Raw genomic sequence first — 26,522 nt, forward strand, 5'->3', positions numbered from 1 at the left:
TTGCAGAAGACCAGACTTAGAGCAAGTCCGCAGGCTGCATCGTGAGAATGATCTTCCCGACGTTTTCGGACGACTCCATCCTGCGATGGGCATCTGCGGCGCGTGACAGGGGGAAGGTACTGTCGACTACCGGCTCCAGGCTTCCTCCCCCTTCGAACCGTTCAAGCCAGTGCTCGCGGAATCGCTTGATCATGTCGTGCTTCTCCGGCTGGGTACGGGATTTCATGACCGTGCCGATGATTTGCAGGTGACGGTAGAGAATGTGCTCCAGTTCCAGGGCGACCTTCCCGCCACCGCCGAGGATACCAACCTGGATCAGTCGCCCGCCGTTAGCGAGTGAAGCCAGGTTGCGGGCGAAATAAGGTTCGCCGACGAAATCGATGATGACATCGACACCCCGGCCATCGGTTTTGCTGGCGATGACTTCGGCGAAATCACTGTTCTTGTAGTCGATGGCGACATCAGCACCCAAATGCTCGACGCGGGATAACTTGCTGCCATCGGTTGTCGCATAAACCGTCGCACCTGTGGCGTAAGCGAGCTGCACCGCAGCGGAGCCAACACCACCCGCGGCGGCATGAATCAAGACCGAGTCACCTGGCTTGAGTCGAGCCAGATGCATCAGCGCCTCATGAGCGGTGACAAACACCTCGGGAATCGCCGCCGCGTGCACGTAATCCAGCTGAGCAGGAATTGGCATGGCCATGCGGTAGTCAATGCGTGCCAGCTCGGCATACGCCCCGCCACCCACCACGCCCATCACCCGATCCCCCACTTCGAAACCAACGACGGCATTGCCTTTATCGATGACCTCGCCTGCGATCTCAAGCCCGATGATGGGTGAGTCTCCGAAATCAGGACGCCCGTAGCCACCGGAGCGATGCGTCAGATCCGCGCGATTGACACCGGCTGCATAGACGCGCACCAGCAGGTCGGCAGGACGCACTACGGGGTCGGGAACGTCCTTCAACTTCAGCACGTCGGGGTTGCCGAATTCTTCAATGGTGATGGCTTTCATGGTTGCTTCGCCTGCGATTGAGTGAATGTGGCATTGGCAATGGCGGACGCGGTGATGGCGGCAGGGAAACCTGCATAGAACGCCAGGTGGGTGATCGCTGCGGATATTTCGTCATGGGTGACCCCATTGCTGACCGCGCGCCGCAGGTGCGCAGGCAGCTCTTCGGCGTGACCACCGGCAATCAATGCAGCCACCGTTATCAGGCTGCGGTCACGTGGAGACAGTGCCGGATCGCTCCATATTTGCGGATAGAGCGTAGCGTCGACGAACTGCGAGAGCTTTGGGGTGAACGCTCTGGCCGCTTCACGGGGGCTGCTGAAATTGATGTTCGACATGTCGGGCGTCCTTAAATCTGGCTGATGAATTTGTTGGTCAGATAGTGTTCGATGCCTTCAATGCCGCCTTCTGAGCCATGACCGCTCTCCTTCATGCCGCCAAAGGGAAGCTCAGTGGCGACAATTCGGTATTGATTGATCCCGATCATTCCGGCCTCGAGGCCATCTGCGACGTCAATGGCGGTTCGAGCGTTAGCGGTAAAGGCGTAGGCAGACAACCCGTAAGGCAGGCGGTTGGCCTCTTCCAGGCCGTCGGCCAACGTATCGAAGGGCATTAAAATCGCGATGGGGCCGAAGGGTTCTTCATGCATGACCCGAGCGTCCATGGGCACATCAGCCAAAACGGTGGGCTGGAAGAAATAGCCTTGTCCTGGCAAGCATTCGCCGCCGGCAAGCACCCGCGCGCCTTTCTCGACGGCGTCAGCCACCAGTTCTTCCATCTTTGACAATTGCCTTGGGTTGGCGAGTGGCCCGACCTGAGTATCGGGGTGCAGGCCGTTGCCGATTCTCAGGGCATTGGTCGCCGCGACAAAGTGATCGGTGAACGCCTGATAAGCACCACGCTGGATCAGGAAGCGTGTTGACGAGATACAGACCTGCCCGGTACCCCGGAACCGATTCGCCACGCCTTCCACTGCCGCCTTTTCAATGTCGGCGTCTTCAAACACCAGCACAGGGCCGTGGCCACCCAGTTCCAAAGTGATTGGCTTGACGCCTGCGGCTGCCCTGGCCGACAGCAGTCGTCCAATCGGTACGGAACCGGTGAAGGTCACCTTGCGAATGATCGGCGAGGCAATCAGGTGGCTGGAGACTTGATCCGGTACACCGAAAACGACTTGCAGAACGCCTTTGGGCAAGCCCGCATCATCAAGGGCGCGAGCAAGGGCCAGCGCCGTGGAAGGGCTCTCTTCACCGGGTTTGAGAATGACGCTGCAACCTGCCGCCAAAGCAGCTGACAACTTGCGCGCCGGAGTAATGGCCGGAAAGTTCCAGGGCGTGAAGGCTGCGACCGGGCCGATTGGCTGGCGCTTCACCAGTTGCAACACGCCTGGGCGGTTGGCCGGCACGACGCGGCCATCGATACGACGGGCGCTTTCGGCGAACCATTCAAAATACTCTGCTGCACGCGTGACCTCGTCCATGCTTTCGCCAAGGGGTTTGCCCTCCTCCAGCGTCATCTGGGATGCGATGTGCGGCGCTCGCTCGAGGATGAGATCAGCGGCACGCTTGAGAATTTTTGCGCGCTGGTCCGGCACCGTCTGGCGCCACGTCTGGAAGCTGAGCCGGGCGACCTCAAGGGCGTGGTCAAGGTCGGATGAAGTGGCCAGCGGCACACGTCCGATTTCAGTTTCCGTGGCTGGGTTTATGACGGCTGCGGTGTCGCGCCCTTCAGCGCTGATCCACTCACCACCCATGAAAAGATAGAGCGCGTCGTATGGCGTGTTCATAGTTGTGGCCTTCACTTGATTGTCAGGAATCGGACCGAAGCGCGCTGCGTGAGTCCTCGCTTCGGTGGTTTACGACAGAGCCGGTTCAGGCGGCCCGTGCAACCCAGTCTATGGAGGGCGACAGGTTTGATTTAGATAGCCACGAGGGAATCATTGTTGTGTGCAGAGGGAAGATCACGCGCCGACGTTGAGTTGTGTCCTCAACAGTCAACGTCCATGATGCGGGGTCGGTGAGTGGTGGCGTTGCGCTCACGAGCACTGAACAGCCTCAGTGGATACTCTCTGCAACTTGAGCGTTAAACCGGTAGAAAAGGACGGTAGGGATGGACAAATTTTCAAATATGTCTGTGTTCGTAAAAGTCGTTGAGATGGGCACTTTCACCGCAGTGGCCAACCATCTGGACTCGACCGTCGGCAATGTGTCCCGTGCCGTTTCCGCGCTCGAAACAATGCTCGATGCCCGCCTGCTGCAAAGGTCCACTCGCCGTCTTTCCGTGACTGACGCCGGTCGACGATTTTACGAACGCTGTACGGCGATCCTGGCCGACCTCGAAAACGCTGAGGCCGAAGCGAGTAATTCGATCCTGGAACCCAAGGGCACGCTACGGGTTCATAGCGTGCCCGGCCTTGCGCGTCATCTGGTGACCGGCGCCGTCCTTGAGTACCGCAAGGAGTTTCCGGAAGTCACGGTCGATTTGCTGCTATCCCAACGGATGCCGAACCTGCTGGAAGACCAACTGGATGTTTCAATTCTGATTGCCAGAACGCTGCCGGATTCAGCGTACGTCAGTCAAAAGATTGGGGTCAGTCATTGCGTGCTGGTCGCGTCCCCTGCCTACCTGGCACAACATGCACCGCCGGCGACGCCTGAAGACCTCAACGATCATCAGTGCCTGTTGCTGGGCACCGTTGATTACGCACGGGATGAATGGCAACTGAGAAGCAGATCCGGCACCGCCACTTTCGTACCCACCGGGCCGAGCTTTAGCGTAAATGATATGGATGCAATGGCCGTCGCCGTTCGATCCGGAGCGGGGATTGGCTTGTTGGCCGGATTCTCGGCCATCGACGATCTGCGCTCGGGAAAACTCGTGCGCGTTTTGCCGGAGTACCATACCTACGAGCGCAATGTTTATGCCGTTTACACGTCCCGCCAGTTTGTCGATGCGAAGATAACCCGCTTCATAGAAACGCTAAAAGCACGGGTGGGTAGCCAATTGGCAGACACCGCGAGAGAGCTTATCGGTAGGTAACCGGCTCGAGACTCTCGGGAAAGAAAGACCCTGAATAGCACATTAGCCGTTTCACAATTTATTTCAGCAAAGGGAGTGACTCACATGGACGTTTCCAATCAATTGCAACCCTCAGAATGCGCCGGAATGGAGGACATCAGACGCGAGATCGATGCCCTCGACCGGGCCGTTATCAAGCTGTTGGGCAAGCGTTTCCAGTACGTGCTTGCGGCTTCGAAATTCAAGACCTCTGCGGCCTCGGTGCGTGCCCGGGAGCGATTCGATGCCATGCTCGCGACACGTCGCGAATGGGCAGAGGCCGAAGGCCTGAGCCCGGATGCGATCGAAAAGTTGTATAGCGACTTGGTTAACCATTTCATTGCCGAAGAGATGAAACACTGGTCGGCGCAATTGCCCACAACGTAATCCCGGATTACCGGATATCCAGCCTGGCGCACCGGGCTTATCTCGGTGGTGCACCAGGCGGTGTGAAAATGCGGGCTGTTTGATAGCTCCGGCTTCGTTGGCAACCGGTTACCTGCGGCGCCCTCGGGTTTTTCGCGAGCGGGCTCGCTCCTACAGGGGGTTTTGTCACTTCGACGCGTTGCGCGGATCGTCATGGCTATCGATGTATTCAAGCCCCAACGGCCCCGTTCCGTAGACTTGCGAGATGTACTCCCCTGATTTCGCCCAGTGAAAGTGCGGCGTATTGGCCGGGAGTATCACCACGCTACCCGGACCATAGGCCACCAGTTTGTCTGGATCGAAAACAGTGCCGAAGCCGATGTAGAACACACCAGACATGACGGTGTAGATACGATCTTCCGGATGGGTATGCGGCATTAATTTGATGCCGTTGGGCACTTTGACTCGCACTACATAGGGTGCGGGTTTACTGGGGTCGCCGGCGATTACAGCGAGTTTCACTTCTTTCGGGAAAGCCGGAAAGTTGCGCCATTCCACGTCTTCATTATGCAAGGCACCGACTTTATCGAGTGGCAAGGGTTGTGCCTGGGCGAGTGGCATTGCCGCGCTTGCGACAAGCAGGGCGGCCAGACCCGCTGTTTTGATCATGCTCTGAATCATGAGAGGCACCTTAACTGCGCAGAAGACAACATCGTCAGGCGGACTCTATTTCTGATGGGCATTACTGATAATGACGTGATCGCGAATTACAGTTGATACCCAATGTAATCAATGTGCCGCCGCATAGGCTTCGCCTCTTCATCACGCTCACCAGCGGTGTTCTGCTCGCCCTATCAATCCCGTCGATGTTCACAATCACCTCAATGAAGTTCTCTTAAAAAAACCGCGGCGTAACATGGGCTCCATACCCAACAAACAACACCCCGGAGCACACGATCATGAAACGCCAAACCATCCTCAGCATCGCTTTTTCGATCTTCGCCGTTAACGCTTTTGCCGCGACTTCTGTTCAGCCTGTTGTCGCTGAAGGTGGCTCGGATCGCCTGATTGAAAGCCGTGTGGCTGAAGGTGGCTCTGACCGCCTGATCGAAAACCGCGTCGCTGCCGATGGTTCGGACCGCCTGCAAGGTAACACCGTCGCCGCCGATGGCTCCGACCGCCTGCAAGGCAACACCGTCGCTGCCGATGGCTCCGACCGCCTGCAAGGCAACACCGTCGCTGCCGATGGCTCCGACCGCCTGCAAGGCAACACCGTCGCCGCCGATGGCTCCGACCGCCTGCAAGGCAACACCGTCGCCGAAGGTGGTTCCGATCGCCTGATCGAGAACCGCGCTGCCTAAGCCATTCGCTCTACCGCAGTACCCCGCAAAAGCCCGGCCTGATCAGCCGGGCTTTTTCGTGTTCGGTGCAATTCCACCCTCTAATGTTCTTACATGAACAATTGTTCATGCCGTTGTTCACAGCCCTGCATTAATGCATGTGTTAACTGGACTTGAATCGCAACCAATGATTTGTTCGCGATCTACTGACAATTCCATCACATTTCAACCGATAGCCTTGACGATTCAGCCGCTTCGCCGACGTCACGGTGAGCGCAACGCGCGAAAAACTCATGAAAAAATCGTTAGTCAGCTTTCTGAAAAGTGATCAGGGTGCGCTGTTACTTTTGCTGGGCATGTCCGCGCTCTTGTTGCTTTTCGGGCTGGGCGCCAGAGAGCTTTGGGGCCCGGAAACCCGTTGGGCCAACATCGCCCTGCAAATGTTGCAAACTGGCGATTATTTCGACCCTTATCTCAAGGGCATGCCCTATTACGACAAGCCACTGCCCTCCTATTGGTTGATCACGGCCACGGCCCACTTGATGGGTGGCCTCGGGCACTGGTCTCTACGCCTGCCCTCGGTCTTGTCGGCGTGGCTGAGCGTCTGGCTGGTCTACCTGATCGGCGAACAGTTGTATCGCAAAGGCACGGGCCTGATCGCTGGCTGGTTTCTGGCAACGACGTTCTTTTTCGTGTTCTGGGCTCGGGTCGCCACGGCGGACATCCTCACGGTTTGCGGTGTTCTGGGCGCGGTCTGGTGGTATTGGCGCGGCCCCAACGACACGCGCCTGAGTCGCTACATCGTATTTCTCCTGATACTGGCGCTGACCTCGCTGTTCAAGGGTTTGATCGGGTTCATTCTTCCCGGGCTTATCCTGCTGCCGCACCTGTTGGGCGAAGGGCGCTGGAAAAACCATCTCAATCCACGCCTGTGCCTGGCGATTCTGGTGGCGGGTGCGTTCTATATGCTGCCGTTCCTGCTGTCGCATCGCTATGGCACGCCAACCTATGGAGAGAGCGGGCTTGCGCTGGTCTTTCGGGAAAATGTGGTCCGATTCTTTCAGCCTTTCGACCAATTTGGCCCGATCTACACCTATCTGCTTTATCTGCCGGTCTACACCCTGCCCTGGGCTCCCTGCTGGATACTCGGCCTGTGGGTGGCCGTGCGCAGTTGGAAGCACACCGAGCCCAACGTTCGCTGGCTGATCGGCGGCCTGGGGTTGTTGTTCCTGTTCTTCACCGCCAGTGGCAGCCGGCGCAGTTATTACGTATTGCCGCTGGTGCCGTTTGCCCAGTTGCTGGCGGCCTGGTGGGTCACCCGGCGCATGGCCGAACGCGAGGCTGCCGGTAAAGTCAGCGGCCCTGGCTGGACCAAGGGTATTGCCGGTGCGGCGGTTTTTTTATGGTTGATTCTGGGTGTCGTCTACCCCTGGACCAACGACGGAGACGGCGGCGTCATGCAGTTCACCAGGGATGTGCGTGCCGAAGCCAGCAAAACGGCGCCATGGAACGAATGGCGCCTGGTGCTGGTAGACGTCGACAACAAGTTGCCCATGTACCTGCAAAACCACGGCTCACCGTTCTACTACGTACTGCCGGACTCGGACCTCCCAAAAACCGGTGACAGCACGGCGCTCATGGCGTGGCTGGAGAAGAAAAGTGGCGAGCGCTGGAATCCCGAACGCACGATCATTTTCGAACAGTACGAAAACATCAATCGGTTGCCGCTGGGATATCTGACTGCCGATCATCAGTTGATCACCACCAGGCCCGACAACGGCGCCCGCCTGTTTCACGCCCATGAATCCGGCAGTGCCGCGTACATTCCCAAGGTGAAAACGGGCGACTGAGGCCCCTCTTTTCCGCGTGCATAACCTTCGTGGATTTTCGGGGTAGTCGGCCGACTGCCCCATCTGGCGCCCACCTGCTTACCGCGCAGTCAGTCCCTCCCTCGCTGCGCCGCCGATCTCAGTGGCAGATATTTTTTGTTTGCTACTATTACTGGACGGCATCGAGGTCTGTGGCTTGCAAAGTCCGCTGTCACCTCCCTGGCATTGATCCACTCCTTTCCAATCGCCAGATCACAGGGAGCTGCGATGCGTCTTCCAATTCTTTATGCGTTGTCAGCGTTCCTGTTTTTGAGCGGCGCGCCCTGCATTGCGCAGACCGCAGAGACCGCCACCCCCACCGCCAACCCTGCCCCCGGCACGCCGGTCCCGGCGCCCGCGAAAGATGCCGTGTTTACCCAGGAGCAACTGGATCAGATGCTGGCGCCCATCGCGCTTTACCCGGACCCGCTGCTGGCACAGGTACTGATGGCCACGACCTACCCCGGGGAAGTCGCCGAAGCGGTCACCTGGTCGAAAGCCAATCCGGACGCCAAGGGCGATGACGCGGTCAAGCAAGTGGCAAACCAGCCATGGGACCCCAGTGTGCAGGCGCTGGTCGCCTTCCCCCAGGTGCTGGCGACGCTGGGACAGGACCCGGTGTGGGTTCAGCGCTTGGGTGATGCCTTCCTGGCACAACCGGACGAGGTCATGGAGGGGGTGCAACGCTTGCGTCGTCAGGCGCAAGCCGCCGGCAACCTGCAGAGCAACCAGTATCAGAACGTGACGATCCAGAATGTGGCGGCACCCGCCCCGGCACCGGCACCCGCCGCGACGAGTTCGGCCCCCGCTCCGGCCCCTGCCAGCAGCTCCACCATCATCATTCAGCCCGCCGATCCGCAGGTGGTGTACGTCCCCACCTATAACCCGACCACCACCTACGGCACCTGGCCTTATCCAGCGTCGCCGCCGGCCTACTATCCACCGCCACCGGCCTATTACCCCGGTCAGGCGTTGATGGCCGGGCTGGCGTTCGGGACCGGTGTGGCAATCGTCGGCGCGTTGTGGGGGGAATGCGACTGGGGCAATAACGACGTCGACATCAACGTCAATCGCTACAACAACATCAACGGCAACAACCGAATCACCAATAACAGCTGGCAGCACAACCCCGTGCATCGCAATGGCGTGCCCTATCGAGACACCAGAAGCCGCGAACAGTACGGCCGTCAACTGGACGGTGCCAATCAGCGTCAGGCCTACCGGGGGGACGATGCCCAGCGTGCCCAGGCGCGTGAGAAGGCCCGTAGCTCGATGGACAAACACGGCATCGAACGCCCCGCCACCAGCAACCTCGAAGCCCGGGATCGGGCCCGCGAAGCCCAGGCGCGAGACTCGGGCAATCGGTTGCAAGCCGGTGCAGACAGGCCCAAGGCAGCCGACAGGTCCAAGGCCACGGATAGACCGCAAGCGGCTGACAGAAGCCAGGGCACGGCCAGGAATACTCGGGACAATCAGCAGCCCAGAAAAGAGAACGCGCAAGGCAATCAACGCGCACAGGGCAATGCACAGGCACGCCAGACCACGCAAAACCGGCCGGCCGCGAAGCCCGCCAGCCGGGGCAGTGCCCGCGACAATGCCTTCGCCGGCGCGCGCTCGCCGTCCCAGGCCAACCAGCAAGCCAGTCGTGGCCGGGCCAGTCAGGCATCCGTCCAGCGTCCCAGCGCTTCGCGTTCAGCCGGTCAACAGATCAGTCGGCCGTCCACTCCACCAGCGCGTCAAAGGGGGGGCCGCCGTTGAATAACCATCCTCGAGTACCGGTTTTCAAGGGCCTGCTGGGTCATGCCCTGGCGATCACGGCCGGTTTGGCCTGGTCATGCATGGTCATGGCGCAGCAGGCATTTCCGACCCCGGAAAAGGCCGCCCAGGCGTTCGTCGAAGCCCTGGGCACAAAACACGCCGATCAGAAACGCCTGACCGAGCTGCTGGGCAACGAATGGCGCACCTACATCCCGCGCGAAGGCGCGGAGCGCAAGGATGTGGATGCGTTCTTGAAGCATTACCGCGAGCAACACAGCATTGAGAAAACCAGCGACGGCAAGGCGATTCTGTCGGTAGGAAGTGACCACTGGACATTGCCTATTCCCCTGGTCAAAAGCGCGCAGGGTTGGCGCTTCGACATCAAGGCCGGCAACGCCGAGATCCGCGCTCGTCAAATTGGTCGCAACGAACTCGCCGCGGTGCAATCGGCGCTGGCTTATCACGACGCCCAGATGGACTACGCGTCAGTGGACCGTGACGGTGACGGCGCACTTGAATACGCGCAGAAAATCTTCAGTACCCCGGGCCAGCACGACGGGCTCTACTGGGCGGACGACAACAGTGGTCAGATCAGCCCGCTGGGCCCCGAGTTCGGCAAGACCATTGCCGGCCAGGACTGGCATGGCTACCGCTTCCGCATCCTCGATGGCCAGGGCCCTTCGGCGCCGGGCGGCGCCTATAGCTACCTGATCGGCGACAAGATGAGCCGGGGCTTTGCACTGATCGCCTGGCCGGCGAAGTACGGCGAGAGCGGCGTGATGAGTTTCATGATCAGCCATGACGGTCAGGTATTCGAGAAAGACCTGGGACCCGACGGTGAGAAGCTGGCGCAGTCGATGAAGCTGTTTGATCCGGATGACAGTTGGAAGTTGGTGCCTGCGGATGACGAGCAGCCGGATTGATTCAGGTGTCATGCGCGGCAGGTTGTTGACGGGTACTCGTAGTTGGCGATTGCGCGGTGATATCTGTACCGGGGGGCACTTGAAAAAAACGAGCCGACGCCTGCATAAAGCGCCGCCGTACAGTCATTGACTACGTCGATAGTCATCATTGACTCAATGAAGTTCTCTTAAAAAATCCGCGGCGTAACATGGGCTCCATACCCAACAAACAACACCCCTGGAGCACACGATCATGAAACGCCAAACCATCCTCAGCATCGCTTTTTCGATCTTTGCAGTGAACGCTTTTGCCGCCACCTCTGCTCAACCTGTAGTCGCTGAAGGCGGCTCGGATCGTCTGATTGAAAGCCGTGTGGCTGAAGGTGGCTCGGACCGCCTGATCGAAAACCGCGTCGCTGCCGATGGCTCCGACCGTCTGCAAGGCAACACCGTCGCCGCCGATGGCTCCGACCGTCTGCAAGGCAACACCGTCGCTGCCGATGGCTCCGACCGCCTGCAAGGCAACACTGTCGCTGCCGATGGCTCCGACCGCCTGCAAGGCAACACCGTCGCCGCCGATGGCTCCGACCGCCTGCAAGGCAACACTGTCGCTGCCGATGGCTCCGACCGCCTGCAAGGCAACACTGTCGCTGCCGATGGCTCCGACCGCCTGCAAGGCAACGCTATCGCTGCCGATGGCTCCGACCGCCTGCAAGGCAACACTGTCGCTGCCGATGGCTCGGATCGTCTGCAAGGCAACACCGTCGCCTGAACACATCGCCTCATCGCAATACCCGCAAAAAGCCCGGCCTGATCAGCCGGGCTTTTTCATGGGCACCCGTTTTGTGCTTGATCGATTATCCTGTGCCACCCCATTCCCCCCTGCCCTGTATCTGTCGGAGACACTTGTGCCCCCCTTGACCGCCCGCGAGGTTTATCAGCAATTACGTGACGTCGCCCAAGGCATTCGCACATTAAAGCGCCTGGACGAACAAGCCGTGGCCGGCCAGCTGCAGGTAGACATCGAGGGTTGGCGCCTGACGCTGGAGGTCGAGGCGCATCAGCTGCGCCACTGCCTGCATTGCCTCAGCTCGGACGGTCGGACGCTCGCCGGTTGGCAGCGTTACGGCACCGACCCGGTGAGTCTGCTCAGCACTTGGGAACTGGCGCAGATTGAGCGGCGGCTGGCCGGGCCTGAGTCCGCTTGATTGCGCCGCGACCACTCGTTCGTTCGGCGCGCCTGTGCTACATAACACCTCTGTATGAACTCCGCGCCCGATGAGGTCTGCTTATGCTCCACTTTCCACGCCTTTCACAGTTGCTGACGGGAGCCCTGCTTGGCGTTCTCGCCAGCGGCACCCAGGCCGCTGCTCCCACCCCGGCACCCGATGCGTTGCAACCGCTGCTGGCCACGATCAACGAGCGCTTGAATCTTGCTGATCAGGTGGCACTGACCAAATGGGACAGTGGCAAGCCGATCCAGGATACCGCCCGGGAGACGCTGGTCATCGCCAATGCCCGCCGGCAGGCGATCGAACACAAAGTGGACCCGGAGGACGCAGCCGAGTTGATCGCCGCCCAGATCGAAGCCAACAAACTGGTGCAGTACGGCTTGCTGGCGCAGTGGCAAGCGGCGAGCAAGGCGCCTGACGTGCCACGGCCGGACCTCAATAAAATCAGGCCACAACTGGACGAATTGCAAAACCGACTGTTGCAGCAATACGCCGATTTCGCGCCTTATCGCGTGGACCCGGACTGCCCGGCCTGGTTGGCCGCCCAGCGTTCCGGCCTGATCAAGGATGCGCTGCATGGCCAGGCGCTGATACGCGCCACCGGGGAGCTTTGTATCGCTGAGCAATGAGGCCAGCGATATCCAGCGGGATGGCGATGGCGCCCTTGAGATGGCCATCGCCGGCAAGCCAGTGACTGCACAAAGCGCCTTGGTCCATTCATTGACTGCGTCGATAGTCACCATTGACTCAATGAAGTTCTCTTAAAAAATCCGCGGCGTAACATGGGCTCCATACCCAACAAACAACACCCCTGGAGCACACGATCATGAAACGCCAAACCATCCTCAGCATCGCTTTTTCGATCTTTGCAGTGAACGCTTTTGCCGCCACCTCTGCTCAACCTGTAGTCGCTGAAGGCGGCTCGGATCGCCTGATTGAAAGCCGTGTGGCTGAAGGTGGCTCTGACCGCCTGATCGAAAACCGCGTCGCCGCCGATGGTTCGGACCGTCTGCAAGGCAACACCGTCGCCGCCGATGGCTCCGACCGCCTGCAAGGCAACACCGTCGCTGCCGATGGCTCCGACCGTCTGCAAGGCAACACTGTCGCTGCCGATGGCTCCGACCGTCTGCAAGGCAACACTGTCGCTGCCGATGGCTCCGACCGTCTGCAAGGCAACACCGTCGCCTGAACACATCGCCTCACCGCAATACCCGCAAAAAGCCCGGCCTGATCAGCCGGGCTTTTTCGTGGGCGATTTTTAAGCGAATCTATGGCTCTTCTCTCAGGAGCCTCGGCATGAGCAAGATTGAAACGCTGGCCCACATCCTGCTCGGCCCCTTGTTACTCATGCAGGGTGCGCACACCCGGCGGGTTACGCCAAAGCTCCCGGAGGCCGAGGGCGAGCGCGAAGGTGTGGCGGGCTCCGGCAAGGACCTTCGTGTGCTGATTCTGGGTGATAGCGCCGCTGCCGGTGTCGGCGCATCGACTCAGACCGAAGCCCTGAGCGGTCAAGTGGTCAGCCGTCTGGCCAAGGATCATCGGGTGCTCTGGAAGCTCTGGGCGCGCTCCGGCCTGGACTCGCGGACGCTGCTGGATCTGCTCGAACAGCACCCGCCGCAACCCTTCGATGTGGTGCTGCTGTCCATTGGCGTCAACGATGTCACCAGCACGTTGTCGGTCGATCAGTGGATCACCCTGCAACAGCGGTTGATCGATGTGCTGCGCGATAAATTCGCGGCGACGCAGGTCGTCATGTCCCCTCTTCCACCCATGCACCTGTTTCCAGCATTGCCGCAGCCGCTGCGCTGGTACCTGGGCAATCGGGCGGCGCGTTTCAATACACGGCTCGCCGGGCTGGCGACTGGCAACGATCACTGTACGATGCTGACCACCCGCCTGGCGCCCGTGGCCGGTTCGATGGCGCGGGATGGTTTTCATCCCGGCCCGGCGATCTACAGTGTGTGGGCGGACGATGCCGTCGAGGCCATTACCCGGCGCCGTCGAGAAACCGCATCAGGCAAGGTTTGAACAACAACAAAAAAAGGAGTTGAAAATGTCTGAACTGAAACTGCAAGCCGACGCCGCCGCGTCCCTGGAGCAGTGGCACGCGATGATCCGCAGCGGCGACCTCAGTGCCCTGCCCGGTTTGCTCGACCCCAACGCGGTGTTCCGCTCGCCCATGGCGCACACGCCGTATCCCGGGGCACCGGTGGTCTCGATGATTCTCAACACGGTGTTCAACGTCTTTCAGGACTTTGCCTACCACCGCGAATTGGCCACCGCCGACGGCTTGAATGTGGTGCTGGAATTCAGCGCCAGGGTCGGCGAGAAACAGCTCAAAGGCATCGACCTGATCCGCTTCAACGAGCAGGGAAAAATCGTTGAGTTCGAGGTGATGGTTCGTCCGCTCAGTGGCTTGCAGGCCCTGGGCGAGGAAATGGGACGACGCCTGGGCGCTTACCTGGCCGCCAGCAAGGCCTGATCATGGCGCAACGCCGGTCGATAGGTCGGCACCACCTGCAATTCGACCGGTTCGCCAAGAAACGCGCAGCAACGCGAGCGTAACCAGCGCTGGCCAGGATCGTTGTGCACCGCCGCGCGCCAGGCAATGGAAAGTTCCCGGGTCGGCAGTGACAGCGGCGCCGACTCGGCCCTCATCCCCCCGACAGACGTCATGGCTCTGGCGACGTAATCCGGCACCACGGCCAGCATGTCGCTTTGCGCCAGCAACACCGGCAATGTGCTGAACTGCGGGACGGTCAGCACGACTTTGCGTTGCCGGCCCAGCAGGCCAAGGGCGTGGTCGGTGCCATCCATGGCATTGCCCATGGACGACACCACCGCATGAGGCCGGCGACAAAACTCCTCCAGGCCCAGCGGACCGGATCGGGTGTCGGCCCGCAGCAACATCGGCCGGATCGGCCGCAAGCCTTTGCGGTGCGCGTTGGCCGGCAGATCCAGGATGTGGCTGATGCCCAAGGAGATGTCGCCATTCGTCAACCGTTGCGACATCTGCTGCTGATCGACGCGATGCACGATCAAGGTGCTGTTCGGCGCCTCGACACGCAGCTGTCGTAACAGTCGCGGCAACAGCGCGTATTCGACGTCGTCGGAAAGCCCGATATGAAAGCTCGCGTCGCTGGTCAACGGATCGAAGGACTGGCAACGGCTCAATGCCGAGGCGATGCCGTCCAGGGCCGGAGCCAGATTGGCGAAGATTTCCTCGGCCCGTGCGGTCGGCTCCATCACCCGTCCCGAACGAATGAACAACGGGTCATCGAACAACACCCGCAAACGGCTCAGGGCGCCGCTGATGGCGGGTTGCCCGAGGAACAGTTTTTTGCTGACGCGGGTGACATTTCGCTCATGCATCATTGTCTCGAAGACCACCAGAAGGTTGATATCGGCACGACGCAGGTCGTTTCTGTTCATGAGGTTTACTACCCGGCACGTGGCCATTGAGTTCGGGAAGTGGCGTGAACAGGTTATGGCGGCGGATGAAAAACGTCTGTCGTACAGGGGGACATCACGATCATGCGTTAGGTGGGCACGCTGATACCCCGGTATAGCGTCAACGAAAAAAACCAATGTGATTAATGACTTGCACGAACTCAGCGAACGGCAGGCGCGACATCGTCATGGCAGTTTTTTCGGGTTTTTTGTCCTAACGGAATGGGCGGGCGCGCTCCTAGGATACTGAACCGATTCTCCGCCCCCAGCCGAAAAAAAACCGAGGCGCGCATGATCGAAACCCGAACCGAAAAGCCTGCCCATGCACGCAGCGCGCATCTCTTCCTGAAAGGAACCTGCAGCAAGATGCTGTACAAAACAGGCCAAAGGACTTCTCGCCTACTGACCGGCATCAACCTCAAGCCGCTGGAACACACGCTGGTGTGGCTGTTGGGTCTGATGGTGGCGAGCGGGATATTGAGCAACGCCGAAACCCGGACTGACCTCCCCGCCACTACGCTTTACATCGTGTTACTGCTGATGGTCATCAACCTGTTTTCGATCAGCGCGGTGATCATCGTCGCGTTGTTCTGCATGGGGGTGCTGACGTCGATGTACCTTTATCAGGGCGGGTTTCACAGCTGGGATTGGACCACGCAATTGCTGCACAGTCTGGCCGTACTGGCGGCGATTACCTTTCTGGCGCTGCGCAGCAAACAGGTCTCCGACAACCTGCGTCACAAGGAGGTCTACATGGTCGGTGCCCAGCGCCTGACCCAGACCGCTTGTTTCGGCTTTCGCGCAGACCTTGGGAGAATTTCCTGGTCGGAACAGGCCGCGCAGATACTTGAGTTTCCGGTGGACGCGCGCCCTTCTGTGCCTTTGTTGCTGTCGCGCACGCACCCCGATGACCTGCCCCTTCTATTGGCCGGTTTCGAAAAGGCTGCACGCCATGAAACCCTGATCGAGGTCAAACACCGCCTGTTGATGCCCGACGGGCGCATCAAGCATTTGCACCTGTTCGCCACCCCGCTCTTGACCCGGCACGGGTGTTTTGAATACCTGGGCGCGTTGATGGACGTGACCGCCAGCAGGCAAGCTGAAGAAGCACTCTGCCGTGCCCAGACCCAGTTGGCCCATGTCACCCGTGTGACGTCGCTCGGCGAGTTGGCGGCGTCCATCGCCCATGAAGTCAATCAACCGCTGGCGGCGATCAACAGCAGCGGCGAAGCCTGCCGCAATTGGTTGAGCCGACCGCAGCCCGATCTGGTCGAAGCACGCCTGGCACTGGAGCGGATCATCGCCAGCGCCAACCGCGCCAGCGAGGTCACGCGCCGGATCAGGGCCCTGGCCCGCCAGTGCGACCCGCTGCGGCGCAACGAATCGCTCAACGACATCGTCAGCGAGACCCTGGGCCTGGTCCGATACGAATTGGCCCACCACAAGATCACCCCGCAAATCGAGCTCGCCGCTTTCGGCGCCCAGGTCAGTGCCGATCGCGTCCAGCTGCAGCAAGTCATCATCAACCTGATCATCAACGCGTGCCAAGCCATGGACGCCATCGACCCCAACGAACGGGCGCTGTGCATACGCACCTGGGTGAGGGACAACGAGGCGGTGCTGGAGGTGACCGATCAAGGCCCGGGCATCGCCTCCGATGTGCTGGCGCAATTGTTCACGCCGTTCTTCACCACCAAGGAAAACGGCTTGGGCATGGGGCTTTCCATTTGCCGCTCGATCATCGATTTCCACGAAGGGCGGCTCTGGGCCACCAGCGCCGCCGGCCAGGGCAGCTCGTTTCTGTTTGCCCTGCCGATACGGGTCGCCAACGACGCCGGCTACGCAGCGGCCATCTGATACAAAGGTATGACCGGGGCACGCCAAGGCGTGGCGTGGCTGCCCACAGGTATGAGTGTCTCAAGCCCCGCCTGCACTTAATGTAGCGCCCATCGCAAGGAACACGGCAGGGCGGTTGTATGTCCACTTCCCTTGGGAATCAACAATGAACGAACAACATCCCCTGAATAAAAGCATCTGCAACGAATCCATGGTTTTTATCGTTGACGACGACGCGCCCCTGCGCGAATCCCTCGGCAGCCTGTTGCGCTCCATTGGCCTGCGGGTCGAGTTGTTCGGCTCGGTGGCCGAATTCATGAAGTGTAAGCGACCGGACACGCCCAGTTGCCTGGTACTGGATGTCCGGCTGCAAGGCAGTAGCGGCCTGGACTTTCAAAAGGAATTGGCCGCCGCCGGCATTAATGTGCCAATCGTGTTTATCACCGGGCACGGCGACATCGCCATGACGGTGCGGGCGATGAAGGCCGGCGCGGTGGATTTCCTGACCAAGCCCTTCCGCGAGCAGGACTTGATCGACGCCGTGTGCGCCGCCCATGCCCAAGACAAACAACGTCGCGAAACCCAGCGTCATGCCGAGGATTTGCGTGTGCGCCATCAGACCCTGACTGCACGGGAGCAAACGGTCATGGCGTTGGCGGCGTCGGGTTTGATGAACAAGCAAATTGCCGGAGAAATCGGCTTGAGCGAAATCACTGTGAAGATCCATCGCGGCCAGGCCATGCGCAAGATGGGCGCGCGATCATTCGCCGACCTGGTGCGCATGGCCGAAGTGGTCTCCGCTTCGCCGGCAATCAGGTGACTATACGCACGTATACTGCGCACCCATTCAGGACGGCGTATCTTGCGATGATGGCGGACAGTCTCTAAGTGCTACCGCTGCCACGCAGGACACAACTATGCGCAATAAGGAAATCATTGCCGTTGTCGATAATGATGAATCGGTTCGAATGTCACTGGACAGTTTATTGCGTTCCAGCGGATACAGCGTGCACACCTACGCAAGTGCCCACGAGTTCCTGTTCTCCGATGGTCCAGAGGCTGCTTCCTGTTTGATTTCCGATATCCAGATGCCGGTAATGGACGGAATAAAAATGTATGAAGTACTGTCGGCCCTGGGCTTTCACATTCCGGTCATCTTCATCACCGGAAACCCCGACGCACAACGCCCGATCAGCGCCGGCGCGATGAAACCGATCGCTTTTTTTCCCCAAGCCCTTTTCCACCGAAAAGTTGCTCGAGTGTATCGAAACGGCCTTGAGCCGATGCAACTAACATCGACCACCCCGAACAACTAACACCTTGGTATAACTTATTAATGCCTAGTCATACTCCGGCTGACCCTTTGTAGAAGTGCCAGATACATATCCCCTCTAATAACATCTGTTTCAGATCAAGCCGAGGCCGTCTGTTTTGTTTTGCCTGGTTACTTCGCAACCATTCAAACAAAGCGGTCGCGCTGACATCGCAACACCTTTTGTTCTTCAGGAGCCAAACAATGAAACAGCATATTTTGATAATTGGTGCGGGATTCGGTGGTGTCTGGAGCGCACTGAGCGCTGCCCGCCTGCTGGACCAGCACGATCGAAATGACGTCGAGATCACCGTGTTGGCTCCTCAGGCCGAGTTGCGGATTCGCCCGCGTTTCTACGAACCCAACGTGCACAACATGAAAGCGCCCTTGAATGAATTGTTCGACGCCGTGGGGGTGAAGTTCGTCCAGGGCTCGGCCGAGGTGATCGACGAGAAAAACAAACAGGTCGGCTTCACCGATGCCGAGGGTGTTCAGCGTCAGTTGAGCTACGACCGCCTGGTGCTGGCCGCCGGCAGCCACCTGATGCGCCCACCGGTCGATGGCATGCTTGAGCACGCGTTCGACGTTGACTCGATTGAAGCGGCAACACGCCTGGAAGCCCACATCAAGTCGCTGAAGAATCTGCCGGTCAGCGCGGCACGCAACACCGTGGTGGTGGCCGGCGGCGGTTTCACCGGTATCGAAACCGCGACCGAAATGCCGGCCCGCCTGCGTGAGGCCCTGGGTGACGACGCCGATATCCGGGTGATCGTCGTCGACCGTGGCCCACAGATCGCCGCCGCGATGGGCGACGCCATTCGTCCCTCGATCGTCGAGGCATCGCAACACCTGGGAATTCACTGGGTGCTCGATGCAACCGTGGCGACGGTCGATGCCAACGGCGTGACGCTCGCCGATGGCCAGCGCATCGAGGCGAAGACAGTGATCTGGACCGTCGGCTTCCGCGCCAGCCCGCTGACCGGGCAAATCCAGGGCACCCGTGATCATCAGGGTCGCTTGCATGTCGACCAGCACCTGAAAGTGCGCGGCCACGCCGATGTGTTCGCCACCGGTGACGTCGCCTATGCCGCCACCGATGACCTGGGCAACTTCGCGGCGATGTCCTGCCAGCATGCGATTGCCCTGGGCCGCTACGCCGGCAACAACGTCGCAGCCGAACTGCTGGGCGTGGCGCCGATCCCCTACAGCCAACCCAAGTACGTGACCTGTCTGGACCTGGGTGCCTGGGGCGCGGTGTTCACCGAGGGCTGGGATCGCCAGGTCAAGCTGTTGGGCCGCGAGGCCAAGGAACTCAAGACCCAGATCAACACCGTGTGGATCTATCCGCCGGCGGCTGATCGTGCCGCAGCGCTGGCCGCCGCCGACCCGCTGATTCCGGTGGCTTGAGACGCAGACCTCGCGGGGTTGCCGGGGCGCATACCGGCAACCCGTCCGCGGTGGTCACTCACGCCAGCTCATGACGCAAACCCCCAGGTAACCGGTATGAATGGTTTTTTCGAGAATCCGCATCGGCTGTTGAAGGTGTCCCACGCGCTGCTGCTGGGTGGGTTGATTGCACTGCTCGTCGGGGCAACGCTCGCCTATGGTCTGGACCCGTATCTATCGCTGCCCAGCCTGGTGGCGGCCCATGCCATGACGATCCTCGGTCCGACAGCCATCAAACTCGGTTACGTGCTGCGCTTGCTGATGATCAACCGGCTGCGACGCCAGTCTGTCATTCACCCGCCGGGCATCGCCCGGTGATGTGAAGCTCAATGCCTGTATCCCGACCAGCCCCCTCCTTGCTGGATCGGGGATTTTCCCAAGCACCCGCCACTGTTTTTTCTGGCGGGCGTTTTTTCTCAAGCCAGATCGCCCGCAAACCCCGATGAACAGTTGCGCCAAAGGACGGATGAACAGCCCATTTCAGTAGTGCCATTGCTCCACCCCCCTCACGCCCCTCACAAAGAGTTTGCCGGTATAGGCCGTGCGAGTTGCCGTTCGATAGCAAACACTGGAAGTACAAATGTCTATCACTCAACGTTGCAAACAACTTTTTTTATCCGATGCCTTAGCCTTTCTGGCCGCCATTGCGGCAGGCAGCATGATTTTCATTACCAACTCGTACCTCGATCTGGATATCGCACCGACCCTCTTCTACATCACGCTGGTATTCATGTCGGCGAACATTTTCTCTGTGCCGGTCTTCCTCACTGTCGCCTTGAGTTGCATCGCCATGCTGAGCGCCAGTTTCGTTGTCGAGGAAGGCTATCGTGATCACCGCCTCATCGTCGGTTTCGTGCGTTGCCTGATCGCACTGACCACCATCACCCTGCTGGCCCTGCGCAGCAAGCGCGCGACCGACACGTTGCGCCGCAAGGAAGCCCTCTTTTTGGGCGCCCAGAAACTCAGCCATACCGGCAGCATCGGCTTTACCTTCGATGACAAGGAAACCGTGTGGTGGTCGGACGAAACCACACGAATTTTCGAGTACCCGATGGATGTCACACCGACGGCCACCATGATCAGGGCGCGCACCCACCCCGAAGACCTGAGCATTGTCGAAAGCGTTTTCGAACAGGCTGCGCGCAAGGAAAACCTGATCGAAGTGGAGCATCGACTGCTGATGCCGGATGGGCGGATCAAGCATGTGCAGATGATCGCCAACCCGCTGTCAAACCAGGGTGGCCGCCTTGAATATGTCGGTGCGCTGATGGACGTGACCGCTTCCCGACAGTCCGAAGAGGCGCTGTTTCACTCCCAGGCAAAACTCGCGCATGTGACGCGGGTGACGTCCATGGGCGAGCTGGCTGCTTCCATCGCCCATGAAATCAATCAACCCCTGGCGGCGGTGAGCACCAGCGGGGAGTCCTGCAAACGCTGGATCAATCGCCCCGAACCGAATCTCGAAGAGGCGCGTCGCTCACTGGACCGGATCATCCAGAACTCCACCAGGGCTTCGAAAGTCATCGCCTGCATCAGGGCGCTGTCGCGCCAGAGCGATGTGCAGCGCAAGGCCGAAGTGTTCGATGAGATCGTCAACGATTCGCTGACTCTCATGCAACATGACACCGCCAATCATCAGGTGCGGCCGAACGTGCATCTGGGGGCTGCCGGCGCGTATGTCAAAGGCGACCGGGTGCAACTGCAACAGGTCATCATCAACCTGATCATCAATGCCTGCCAGGCCATGACCAACGTGCATGACCGAGCGCGAACCCTGCGGATTCACACCTCGGTGCAGGACCACGAAGTCGTGCTGGAAGTCGCCGATACCGGCACCGGCATTGCCGAAGACATTCTTCCGTCGCTGTTCGACCCGTTCTTCACGACCAAGCACAACGGTCTGGGCATGGGGCTCTCGATCTGTCGCTCGATCATTGAGTTCCATGGCGGCCGGATCTGGGTCAGCAGCACGGTGGGGGTCGGGACGCAGTTCCTGTTTGCGATTCCGCTGACGGCCCTGAGACACGATCAATAGCCCTCATCCACACCCGATGCCGCGAGCCGGCGACATGGAGACCCTGTAGTGTCGATCTATCCAATGAGCTGCAACCCTGAACGCACCGAGCTCGCACAAGCACAACCGCGCAGCGTCGTGTTCGTGGCCTATCCGCGAATGGGCCTGCTGGACCTGACCGGTGCCCAGACCGTTTTCTGGGTCGCGACCCGCAGCCTGAACGAACGCGGCTTGCCCGGTTATGCCCTGCACACCGCGAGTCTGGACGGCGGACCGATTCAGACCGGCGAGGGTCTGGTGGTGGAAACCCGACGCCTGGACGAGTGGGTCGATCGCCCGATCGATACGCTGATCGTTCCCGGCTCCGCGCACATTCGCCAGGTCATGGCCGACAGCGCGCCGTTGATGGACTGGTTGCGCATTGCTTCAGCCACCGCCAGGCGCACGACGTCGGTGTGCAGCGGCAGCTTTTTGCTGGCTCGGGCCGGTTTGCTCGATGGCCTGCGCGTGGCCACCCATTGGGCGATGGCCGACCTGTTCGAGCGTCTGTTCCCCCAGGTCGAACTCGACCGAGGGGCCATTTTCGTCCGGCAGGATTCGGTGTGGACCAGCGCCGGGGTCAGTGCCGGGATCGACCTGGCCCTGGCGCTGATCGAGGCCGATGACGGCCGTGAGTTGGCGATGCAGGTCGCCCGGCGACTGGTGGTGCACTACCGACGCCCGGACAATCAGGAACAATGGAGTCCGCTGCTGCAATCGCAGTATCCCGCCAACACCTGATCGACATTGCGGCAGGTCACCCTCGCGGGCGCCAATCGTCCATACCCTGGTATGAAAGACCTGGCCCCATGGGCTAGCCCGCTGTCTTGAGGTAGGAGTGTCATCGAGGACGCGTCGATTTACGCTGGCCACATCAAACGGATCAACTCACCGCGCCGATGCGCTGGCCAGGAGACGGTTGTCATGAACGCATTATCGAAACTGCACATCGTCAGTCATCCGCTGCGCATCAGCCGCTATGGCGCGCATACCTCCCTGTCGGCGGCCGAGCGCGTGGAAATCATCGAGGCATTGACCGACGCAATGGGCACCGCACTGAGCCTCCTCGCGCAGCTCGAACGGGGACGGCAGACGTTGCGTAACGTCAGCTTCCTGCCAGTCCAACAGCTGTTCAACCGCCTGGTGCGCGCCAATGCCGATTACGCCGACTTCCTCGCCACCGGCATCGGCGACCTGGGCGGCTACACCGAAACCTCTGCGCTCTATAGCCTCAATGACATTCGCGAGCCCCAGTGTTTTTCCGATTGCCTGGCGAGCATCGGCCAAGGGACGCTTCGACTGCGCGCCGTCGATGCCTTGCTGCGTGATTACCGCGAGAGCGCCGTCGCCAACAAGGACAGCGCCAGCAAACGCTTCTTTGAAGAATGCACTCGGCGCAACGGGTACTTTCTCGCGTTGATCGAGAACAATCTTTTGCGCTGAACAACCCGGGTGGCTTTTTCAGAATGCAAACAACAAGTTGCTGCAAGCTGCGATCTTTTGATAGTCAGACGAATCAGGATCGATAGAAATTCAAATGATCGCAGTCTTCGGTACTGCTCCCGTGAAAAGCCATTAAACATACCCAAGTATACTATTCCGCTTTTTTTGAGCGCGTATCTTGCCGGTATGGCGGGCGCCACTTCGCGCCACTCGCAATGACGCAAGGTTTTTACATGTTCAACTCAGCTATCATTTCAGTTGTTGATGATGACGAACTCATTCTTATCGCGCTGGACAGTTTATTGCGTTCCTATGGTTACACGGTAAAAACCTACGCCAGTGCCTATGCATTTCTTCAATCCAGCGGACCTGAACAGACCGACTGCCTGATTTCGGATATCCAGATGCCCGGCATGTGCGGCGTACAGATGTACGAAGCGCTGGCGGCGCGAAACACCCATATCCCCACGCTGTTCATCACCGGAAAGCCCGGTTTGCCGCCTGCATTCAGCGCCCGTGTGCGAAAGCCCGAAGGATATTTCTCCAAACCTTTCCACACGGACGCACTGGTGGCGTGCATTGAAAATGCATTGAAAAAACGCCGCACTTGAGCCTCTGCCTCCAACTTCAAGAACAAGCAACCTTTAACACTTTCGTATAACCGACCCGGATCTTCCACACCTTCAATTAGTTACAACCGACTATCTTCCGCGCAACTTTAAACATCAACTTGAAGAGACCAGTCCATGCCAAAAAACAAACTAACCTCGATCAACGGCGCCCCTGTCGCCGATAACTTCAATATCCAGACAGCCGGCCCACGCGGCCCCGCCTTGTTGCAGGATGTCTGGCTGCTGGAAAAGCTCGCGCACTTCGACCGCGAAGTGATCCCTGAGCGACGCATGCATGCCAAGGGCTCCGGTGCCTACGGCACCTTCACCGTGACCCACGACGTGACGCGTTACACCAAGGCCCGCCTGTTCTCGGAAGTGGGCAAGCAAACGCCGATTTTCACCCGGTTCTCGACGGTTGCCGGCGAACGTGGCGCGGCCGATGCCGAGCGCGATATCCGGGGTTTTGCCTTGAAGTTCTACACCGAACAAGGCAATTGGGACCTGGTGGGCAACAACACCCCGGTGTTCTTCTTCCGTGATCCGCTGCGCTTCCCGGACCTCAACCACGCGGTCAAGCGTGATCCCCGTACCGGCATGCGCAACGCGCAAAGCAACTGGGATTTCTGGACGTCACTGCCCGAAGCCTTGCACCAGGTGACGATTGTCATGAGCCAGCGCGGCATTCCGCGCAGCTACCGGCACATGCACGGCTTCGGCAGCCACACGTTCAGCCTGATCAACGCCAACAACGAGCGGCATTGGGTCAAGTTCACCTTCAAATCCCGGCAAGGCATCGAGAACCTGAGCGATGAACAAGCTCAGGATCTCATTGGCCGGGATCGGGAAAGTCATCATCGGGATCTGTTCGACAGCATCGAAGCGGGCGACTTTCCGCAGTGGACCTTTTACATCCAGGTCATGTCCGAGGCACAAGCCAGGGACCACGCCGTCAACCCGTTCGACCTGACCAAAGTCTGGCCGCACAAGGATTATCCGTTGATCGAGGTGGGTGACTTCGAGCTCAACCGCAACCCGGAAAACGTCTTCGCCGAAGTCGAACAGGCTGCATTTTCCCCGTCGAACGTCGTGCCCGGCATCGGCTTTTCACCTGACCGGATGTTGCAGGCGCGCCTGTTCGCCTACGGTGACGCCGCGCGCTATCGCCTGGGCGTCAATCATCATCAGATTCCGGTCAATGCCGCCCGTTGCCCGGTGCACAGCTTCCACCGGGACGGCACCATGCGCGTGGACGGCAACTACGGCGGACAGTTGGCCTATGTGCCCAACAGCCAGGACCAATGGGCCGACCAGCCCGACTGGCGCGAGCCACCGTTGCACCTGTCGGGGGCGGCCGGGCACTGGGATCATCGTGTGGATGAGGACCACTTCGAGCAACCCGGCAAGCTGTTCCGCTTGATGACCGAGTCGGAGAAACAAGCGCTGTTCGAAAACACCGCGCGTTCGCTCAGCGGCGTATCCCAAGCGGTTCAACAGCGCCACATCAACCACTGCACGAAGGCCGACCCGTTCTACGGCGCAGGGGTTTCCCGGGCGCTGGCCGCTCTCGATCGGTAGCACACACCCAACCTGTGGGGGCGAGCCCGCCGCCACAGGGAAATCGATTGATGCGAGGGTGAGCGCTGCATTGACTGCAATCATTTGACTCAGTCGGGCATGAAGATAACGACTTGACGCGCAACTGCTAATAATTATCATGCGCAATCTGTTATCGACCGTCTGTTCAACCCGCCGCTCAAAACCCGGCGTGGCCTCGCGGTGACGTGTGCGCAAGGCGAGTGTCGATGGCATCATCACCCGTTACGAAGGTTCCGGTGCCTGAACGGCTCATCCAGCTGTTCGGCGTCCTGGCAGATACCGCCACCGATCGACCAAGGAAGTCCCCCCGATGCGTATGAAAACACTGCTGGCCTGTGCCGGTGTGCTCCTCAGCCAGATGGCCGTCGCCGACGCCCTGCCCCAGCGCTGGGTCAGCGCCGGTGGAGCACTCAGCGAATGGGTGGTGGCCCTTGGCGGCGAGAACAAACTGGTGGGTGTCGACAGCACCAGCCAGTACCCGCGTTCATTGCGCAGCCTGCCGAGCATTGGCTATCAGCGGGCACTGGCGGCCGAGGGCATTCTGGCGTTGAAACCGGACATCCTGGTGGGCAGCGCCGAAACGGGGCCGCCACCGGTGCTGGCGCAACTCAAGGCCGCCGGGGTGCGCATTGAACTGCTCGCGGCCAAGCCGGACGTGCCGTCGCTGCAACACAACCTGGCCCGGATCGGGCAATGGCTCGGCAAGGAGACAGAAGCTCAGGGGCTGATGGCCGCTTATCAGCAGCGTCTGGAACGCCAGGCCGCGTGGGTCGAACAGGCACGACAGCAACAGCCTGCGCCTCGGGTGCTGATGCTGCTCAGCCATGCCGGCGGCAACCTTCAGGCCGCTGGCAAGGACACGCTGGCGGCCTGGATGATTGCCCAGGCCGGCGGGCAGAACCTGACCGAACACAACGGCTACAAGCCCGTGTCCAACGAGGCCATGCTGGCCCTGGACCCACAAGTGATCCTCATCGCCAGTAGCCGTCTTGAAGGCGATGCCGCGAAGGCGGCCCTGCTGGAACAGAACCCGATCCTGGCGCAAACCCGGGCCGGTCGCGAAGGCCGGGTGCTGGAGATCGACGCGACACTGCTGGTCGGCGGCCTTGGCCCGCGCGTGCCGGACGCACTGGAAACACTGTCGAACGCGTTCTACCCGTCAGCATCGCCCCAGACAGCCGGGGTCAGCCGATGACGGCGATCGTCCGGCCGCGCCCCATGCTGACGTTCCTCG

Annotated in this window: 27 protein-coding genes and 1 pseudogene; 23 read left to right on the forward strand and 5 right to left on the reverse strand. The window is 60.1% G+C overall.

What is annotated here, in order from left to right:
* Positions 1-16 precede the first annotated feature (16 nt).
* Genes ACX3YF_RS27600 through ACX3YF_RS27610 form a run of 3 tightly spaced genes read right to left on the reverse strand, consistent with a single transcriptional unit; the run spans position 17 to position 2,801 of the window.
* Positions 17-1,018, reverse strand: coding sequence for an NAD(P)H-quinone oxidoreductase (locus ACX3YF_RS27600; RefSeq protein WP_130211570.1), 1,002 nt, complete (start codon positions 1,016-1,018; stop codon positions 17-19).
* The gene (locus ACX3YF_RS27605) at positions 1,015-1,353 is read right to left on the reverse strand and encodes a carboxymuconolactone decarboxylase family protein (RefSeq protein ID WP_196586397.1); all 339 of its coding nucleotides are present in this window, start codon (positions 1,351-1,353) and stop codon (positions 1,015-1,017) included. Before ACX3YF_RS27605 ends, ACX3YF_RS27600 begins: the two co-directional genes overlap by 4 nt.
* Before the next feature lie 11 nt (positions 1,354-1,364).
* Complete coding sequence (locus ACX3YF_RS27610) at positions 1,365-2,801, reverse strand: NAD-dependent succinate-semialdehyde dehydrogenase (RefSeq protein WP_448646346.1); 1,437 nt, start codon at positions 2,799-2,801, stop codon at positions 1,365-1,367.
* A gap of 323 nt (positions 2,802-3,124) precedes the next feature.
* Here ACX3YF_RS27610 and ACX3YF_RS27615 point away from each other — a divergent pair, with 323 nt between their 5' ends.
* Together ACX3YF_RS27615 and ACX3YF_RS27620 are read left to right on the forward strand one after the other, a co-directional pair.
* A complete protein-coding gene (locus ACX3YF_RS27615; RefSeq protein WP_130211573.1) occupies positions 3,125-4,054 on the forward strand; it encodes a LysR family transcriptional regulator in 930 nt (309 codons plus the stop codon).
* 84 nt (positions 4,055-4,138) lie between these two features.
* Positions 4,139-4,459 carry an isochorismate lyase gene (locus ACX3YF_RS27620; protein ID WP_196586400.1) on the forward strand — a complete coding sequence of 107 codons (321 nt, stop codon included), beginning with the start codon at positions 4,139-4,141 and terminating at the stop codon, positions 4,457-4,459.
* Between the two features lie 165 nt (positions 4,460-4,624).
* On the opposite strand, the gene ACX3YF_RS27625 is transcribed toward ACX3YF_RS27620, so the two are convergent.
* Positions 4,625-5,119 carry a cupin domain-containing protein gene (locus ACX3YF_RS27625; RefSeq protein ID WP_103406909.1) on the reverse strand — a complete coding sequence of 165 codons (495 nt, stop codon included), beginning with the start codon at positions 5,117-5,119 and terminating at the stop codon, positions 4,625-4,627.
* Between the two features lie 278 nt (positions 5,120-5,397).
* Here ACX3YF_RS27625 and ACX3YF_RS27630 point away from each other — a divergent pair, with 278 nt between their 5' ends.
* The 10 genes from ACX3YF_RS27630 to ACX3YF_RS27675 all read left to right on the forward strand — a co-directional run bounded on the left by ACX3YF_RS27630 (position 5,398) and on the right by ACX3YF_RS27675 (position 14,020).
* The gene (locus tag ACX3YF_RS27630; protein ID WP_458974655.1) at positions 5,398-5,799 is read left to right on the forward strand and encodes a hypothetical protein; all 402 of its coding nucleotides are present in this window, start codon (positions 5,398-5,400) and stop codon (positions 5,797-5,799) included.
* 272 nt (positions 5,800-6,071) lie between these two features.
* Positions 6,072-7,628 carry an ArnT family glycosyltransferase gene (locus ACX3YF_RS27635; RefSeq protein ID WP_458974656.1) on the forward strand — a complete coding sequence of 519 codons (1,557 nt, stop codon included), beginning with the start codon at positions 6,072-6,074 and terminating at the stop codon, positions 7,626-7,628.
* Between the two features lie 246 nt (positions 7,629-7,874).
* Positions 7,875-9,404: a DUF3300 domain-containing protein gene (locus tag ACX3YF_RS27640; protein ID WP_458974657.1), complete on the forward strand. Its 1,530-nt coding sequence runs from the start codon at positions 7,875-7,877 to the stop codon at positions 9,402-9,404.
* 80 nt (positions 9,405-9,484) lie between these two features.
* Positions 9,485-10,327 carry a DUF2950 domain-containing protein gene (locus ACX3YF_RS27645; RefSeq protein WP_130211199.1) on the forward strand — a complete coding sequence of 281 codons (843 nt, stop codon included), beginning with the start codon at positions 9,485-9,487 and terminating at the stop codon, positions 10,325-10,327.
* Positions 10,328-10,559: 232 nt separating this feature from the next.
* On the forward strand, positions 10,560-11,078 hold the full coding sequence (locus ACX3YF_RS27650; protein ID WP_458974658.1) for a hypothetical protein: 519 nt from the start codon (positions 10,560-10,562) through the stop codon (positions 11,076-11,078).
* A gap of 136 nt (positions 11,079-11,214) precedes the next feature.
* Positions 11,215-11,514 carry a DUF7693 family protein gene (locus ACX3YF_RS27655; RefSeq protein ID WP_196585512.1) on the forward strand — a complete coding sequence of 100 codons (300 nt, stop codon included), beginning with the start codon at positions 11,215-11,217 and terminating at the stop codon, positions 11,512-11,514.
* Between the two features lie 83 nt (positions 11,515-11,597).
* Complete coding sequence (locus ACX3YF_RS27660) at positions 11,598-12,167, forward strand: chorismate mutase (RefSeq protein ID WP_130211194.1); 570 nt, start codon at positions 11,598-11,600, stop codon at positions 12,165-12,167.
* A 197-nt stretch (positions 12,168-12,364) separates the two neighbouring features.
* Positions 12,365-12,727, forward strand: a complete 363-nt coding sequence (locus ACX3YF_RS27665; protein WP_449105199.1) for a hypothetical protein — start codon at positions 12,365-12,367, stop codon at positions 12,725-12,727.
* Positions 12,728-12,834: 107 nt separating this feature from the next.
* On the forward strand, positions 12,835-13,566 hold the full coding sequence (locus tag ACX3YF_RS27670; RefSeq protein WP_458945546.1) for an SGNH/GDSL hydrolase family protein: 732 nt from the start codon (positions 12,835-12,837) through the stop codon (positions 13,564-13,566).
* Between the two features lie 25 nt (positions 13,567-13,591).
* Entirely contained in the window at positions 13,592-14,020 is a 429-nt protein-coding gene (locus tag ACX3YF_RS27675; RefSeq protein WP_448646339.1) for a nuclear transport factor 2 family protein, read from the forward strand.
* Here ACX3YF_RS27675 and ACX3YF_RS27680 read toward each other — a convergent pair.
* Positions 13,996-14,970: a LysR family transcriptional regulator gene (locus tag ACX3YF_RS27680; RefSeq protein ID WP_458974659.1), complete on the reverse strand. Its 975-nt coding sequence runs from the start codon at positions 14,968-14,970 to the stop codon at positions 13,996-13,998. The two genes, ACX3YF_RS27675 and ACX3YF_RS27680, sit on opposite strands and share 25 nt — an antisense overlap.
* Before the next feature lie 384 nt (positions 14,971-15,354).
* On the opposite strand from ACX3YF_RS27680, the gene ACX3YF_RS27685 reads away from it, so the two are divergent.
* The 11 genes and pseudogenes from ACX3YF_RS27685 to ACX3YF_RS27735 all read left to right on the forward strand — a co-directional run bounded on the left by ACX3YF_RS27685 (position 15,355) and on the right by ACX3YF_RS27735 (position 26,483).
* On the forward strand, positions 15,355-16,845 hold the full coding sequence (locus ACX3YF_RS27685) for a sensor histidine kinase (protein WP_458974660.1): 1,491 nt from the start codon (positions 15,355-15,357) through the stop codon (positions 16,843-16,845).
* 145 nt (positions 16,846-16,990) lie between these two features.
* On the forward strand, positions 16,991-17,644 hold the full coding sequence (locus ACX3YF_RS27690; protein ID WP_458974661.1) for a response regulator transcription factor: 654 nt from the start codon (positions 16,991-16,993) through the stop codon (positions 17,642-17,644).
* 97 nt (positions 17,645-17,741) lie between these two features.
* Positions 17,742-18,117 (forward strand): annotated as a pseudogene (locus tag ACX3YF_RS27695) (response regulator transcription factor).
* Positions 18,118-18,340: 223 nt separating this feature from the next.
* Positions 18,341-19,543 (forward strand): NAD(P)/FAD-dependent oxidoreductase, encoded by a 1,203-nt coding sequence (locus tag ACX3YF_RS27700; protein ID WP_458945550.1) that lies wholly within the window; start codon positions 18,341-18,343, stop codon positions 19,541-19,543.
* A 96-nt stretch (positions 19,544-19,639) separates the two neighbouring features.
* Entirely contained in the window at positions 19,640-19,900 is a 261-nt protein-coding gene (locus ACX3YF_RS27705) for a transmembrane sensor/regulator PpyR (protein WP_448646334.1), read from the forward strand.
* 262 nt (positions 19,901-20,162) lie between these two features.
* Positions 20,163-21,617, forward strand: a complete 1,455-nt coding sequence (locus ACX3YF_RS27710) for a sensor histidine kinase (RefSeq protein WP_458974662.1) — start codon at positions 20,163-20,165, stop codon at positions 21,615-21,617.
* 48 nt (positions 21,618-21,665) lie between these two features.
* Positions 21,666-22,376, forward strand: coding sequence for an AraC family transcriptional regulator (locus ACX3YF_RS27715; RefSeq protein WP_448646332.1), 711 nt, complete (start codon positions 21,666-21,668; stop codon positions 22,374-22,376).
* 183 nt (positions 22,377-22,559) lie between these two features.
* Complete coding sequence (locus ACX3YF_RS27720) at positions 22,560-23,078, forward strand: hypothetical protein (protein WP_288101171.1); 519 nt, start codon at positions 22,560-22,562, stop codon at positions 23,076-23,078.
* Between the two features lie 233 nt (positions 23,079-23,311).
* Complete coding sequence (locus ACX3YF_RS27725; protein ID WP_288101170.1) at positions 23,312-23,689, forward strand: response regulator transcription factor; 378 nt, start codon at positions 23,312-23,314, stop codon at positions 23,687-23,689.
* Positions 23,690-23,824: 135 nt separating this feature from the next.
* On the forward strand, positions 23,825-25,267 hold the full coding sequence (locus tag ACX3YF_RS27730) for a catalase (RefSeq protein WP_458974663.1): 1,443 nt from the start codon (positions 23,825-23,827) through the stop codon (positions 25,265-25,267).
* A 331-nt stretch (positions 25,268-25,598) separates the two neighbouring features.
* Positions 25,599-26,483, forward strand: a complete 885-nt coding sequence (locus tag ACX3YF_RS27735) for a heme/hemin ABC transporter substrate-binding protein (RefSeq protein ID WP_458945553.1) — start codon at positions 25,599-25,601, stop codon at positions 26,481-26,483.
* Positions 26,484-26,522 lie beyond the last annotated feature (39 nt).

Source organism: Pseudomonas fluorescens group sp. PF-69 (genome assembly GCF_054481235.1).

Excerpts from the sequence above, each read along its gene's own strand:
- ACX3YF_RS27600 (WP_130211570.1), bottom strand. The coding sequence starts at position 1,018 with ATGAAAGCCATCACCATTGAAGAATTCGGCAACCCCGACGTGCTGAAG.
- ACX3YF_RS27605 (WP_196586397.1), bottom strand. The coding sequence starts at position 1,353 with ATGTCGAACATCAATTTCAGCAGCCCCCGTGAAGCGGCCAGAGCGTTC.
- ACX3YF_RS27610 (WP_448646346.1), bottom strand. The coding sequence starts at position 2,801 with ATGAACACGCCATACGACGCGCTCTATCTTTTCATGGGTGGTGAGTGG.
- ACX3YF_RS27615 (WP_130211573.1), top strand. The coding sequence starts at position 3,125 with ATGGACAAATTTTCAAATATGTCTGTGTTCGTAAAAGTCGTTGAGATG.
- ACX3YF_RS27620 (WP_196586400.1), top strand. The coding sequence starts at position 4,139 with ATGGACGTTTCCAATCAATTGCAACCCTCAGAATGCGCCGGAATGGAG.
- ACX3YF_RS27625 (WP_103406909.1), bottom strand. The coding sequence starts at position 5,119 with ATGATTCAGAGCATGATCAAAACAGCGGGTCTGGCCGCCCTGCTTGTC.
- ACX3YF_RS27630 (WP_458974655.1), top strand. The coding sequence starts at position 5,398 with ATGAAACGCCAAACCATCCTCAGCATCGCTTTTTCGATCTTCGCCGTT.
- ACX3YF_RS27635 (WP_458974656.1), top strand. The coding sequence starts at position 6,072 with ATGAAAAAATCGTTAGTCAGCTTTCTGAAAAGTGATCAGGGTGCGCTG.
- ACX3YF_RS27640 (WP_458974657.1), top strand. The coding sequence starts at position 7,875 with ATGCGTCTTCCAATTCTTTATGCGTTGTCAGCGTTCCTGTTTTTGAGC.
- ACX3YF_RS27645 (WP_130211199.1), top strand. The coding sequence starts at position 9,485 with ATGGTCATGGCGCAGCAGGCATTTCCGACCCCGGAAAAGGCCGCCCAG.
- ACX3YF_RS27650 (WP_458974658.1), top strand. The coding sequence starts at position 10,560 with ATGAAACGCCAAACCATCCTCAGCATCGCTTTTTCGATCTTTGCAGTG.
- ACX3YF_RS27660 (WP_130211194.1), top strand. The coding sequence starts at position 11,598 with ATGCTCCACTTTCCACGCCTTTCACAGTTGCTGACGGGAGCCCTGCTT.
- ACX3YF_RS27665 (WP_449105199.1), top strand. The coding sequence starts at position 12,365 with ATGAAACGCCAAACCATCCTCAGCATCGCTTTTTCGATCTTTGCAGTG.
- ACX3YF_RS27670 (WP_458945546.1), top strand. The coding sequence starts at position 12,835 with ATGAGCAAGATTGAAACGCTGGCCCACATCCTGCTCGGCCCCTTGTTA.
- ACX3YF_RS27675 (WP_448646339.1), top strand. The coding sequence starts at position 13,592 with ATGTCTGAACTGAAACTGCAAGCCGACGCCGCCGCGTCCCTGGAGCAG.
- ACX3YF_RS27680 (WP_458974659.1), bottom strand. The coding sequence starts at position 14,970 with ATGAACAGAAACGACCTGCGTCGTGCCGATATCAACCTTCTGGTGGTC.
- ACX3YF_RS27685 (WP_458974660.1), top strand. The coding sequence starts at position 15,355 with ATGCTGTACAAAACAGGCCAAAGGACTTCTCGCCTACTGACCGGCATC.
- ACX3YF_RS27690 (WP_458974661.1), top strand. The coding sequence starts at position 16,991 with ATGAACGAACAACATCCCCTGAATAAAAGCATCTGCAACGAATCCATG.
- ACX3YF_RS27700 (WP_458945550.1), top strand. The coding sequence starts at position 18,341 with ATGAAACAGCATATTTTGATAATTGGTGCGGGATTCGGTGGTGTCTGG.
- ACX3YF_RS27705 (WP_448646334.1), top strand. The coding sequence starts at position 19,640 with ATGAATGGTTTTTTCGAGAATCCGCATCGGCTGTTGAAGGTGTCCCAC.
- ACX3YF_RS27710 (WP_458974662.1), top strand. The coding sequence starts at position 20,163 with ATGTCTATCACTCAACGTTGCAAACAACTTTTTTTATCCGATGCCTTA.
- ACX3YF_RS27720 (WP_288101171.1), top strand. The coding sequence starts at position 22,560 with ATGAACGCATTATCGAAACTGCACATCGTCAGTCATCCGCTGCGCATC.
- ACX3YF_RS27725 (WP_288101170.1), top strand. The coding sequence starts at position 23,312 with ATGTTCAACTCAGCTATCATTTCAGTTGTTGATGATGACGAACTCATT.
- ACX3YF_RS27730 (WP_458974663.1), top strand. The coding sequence starts at position 23,825 with ATGCCAAAAAACAAACTAACCTCGATCAACGGCGCCCCTGTCGCCGAT.
- ACX3YF_RS27735 (WP_458945553.1), top strand. The coding sequence starts at position 25,599 with ATGCGTATGAAAACACTGCTGGCCTGTGCCGGTGTGCTCCTCAGCCAG.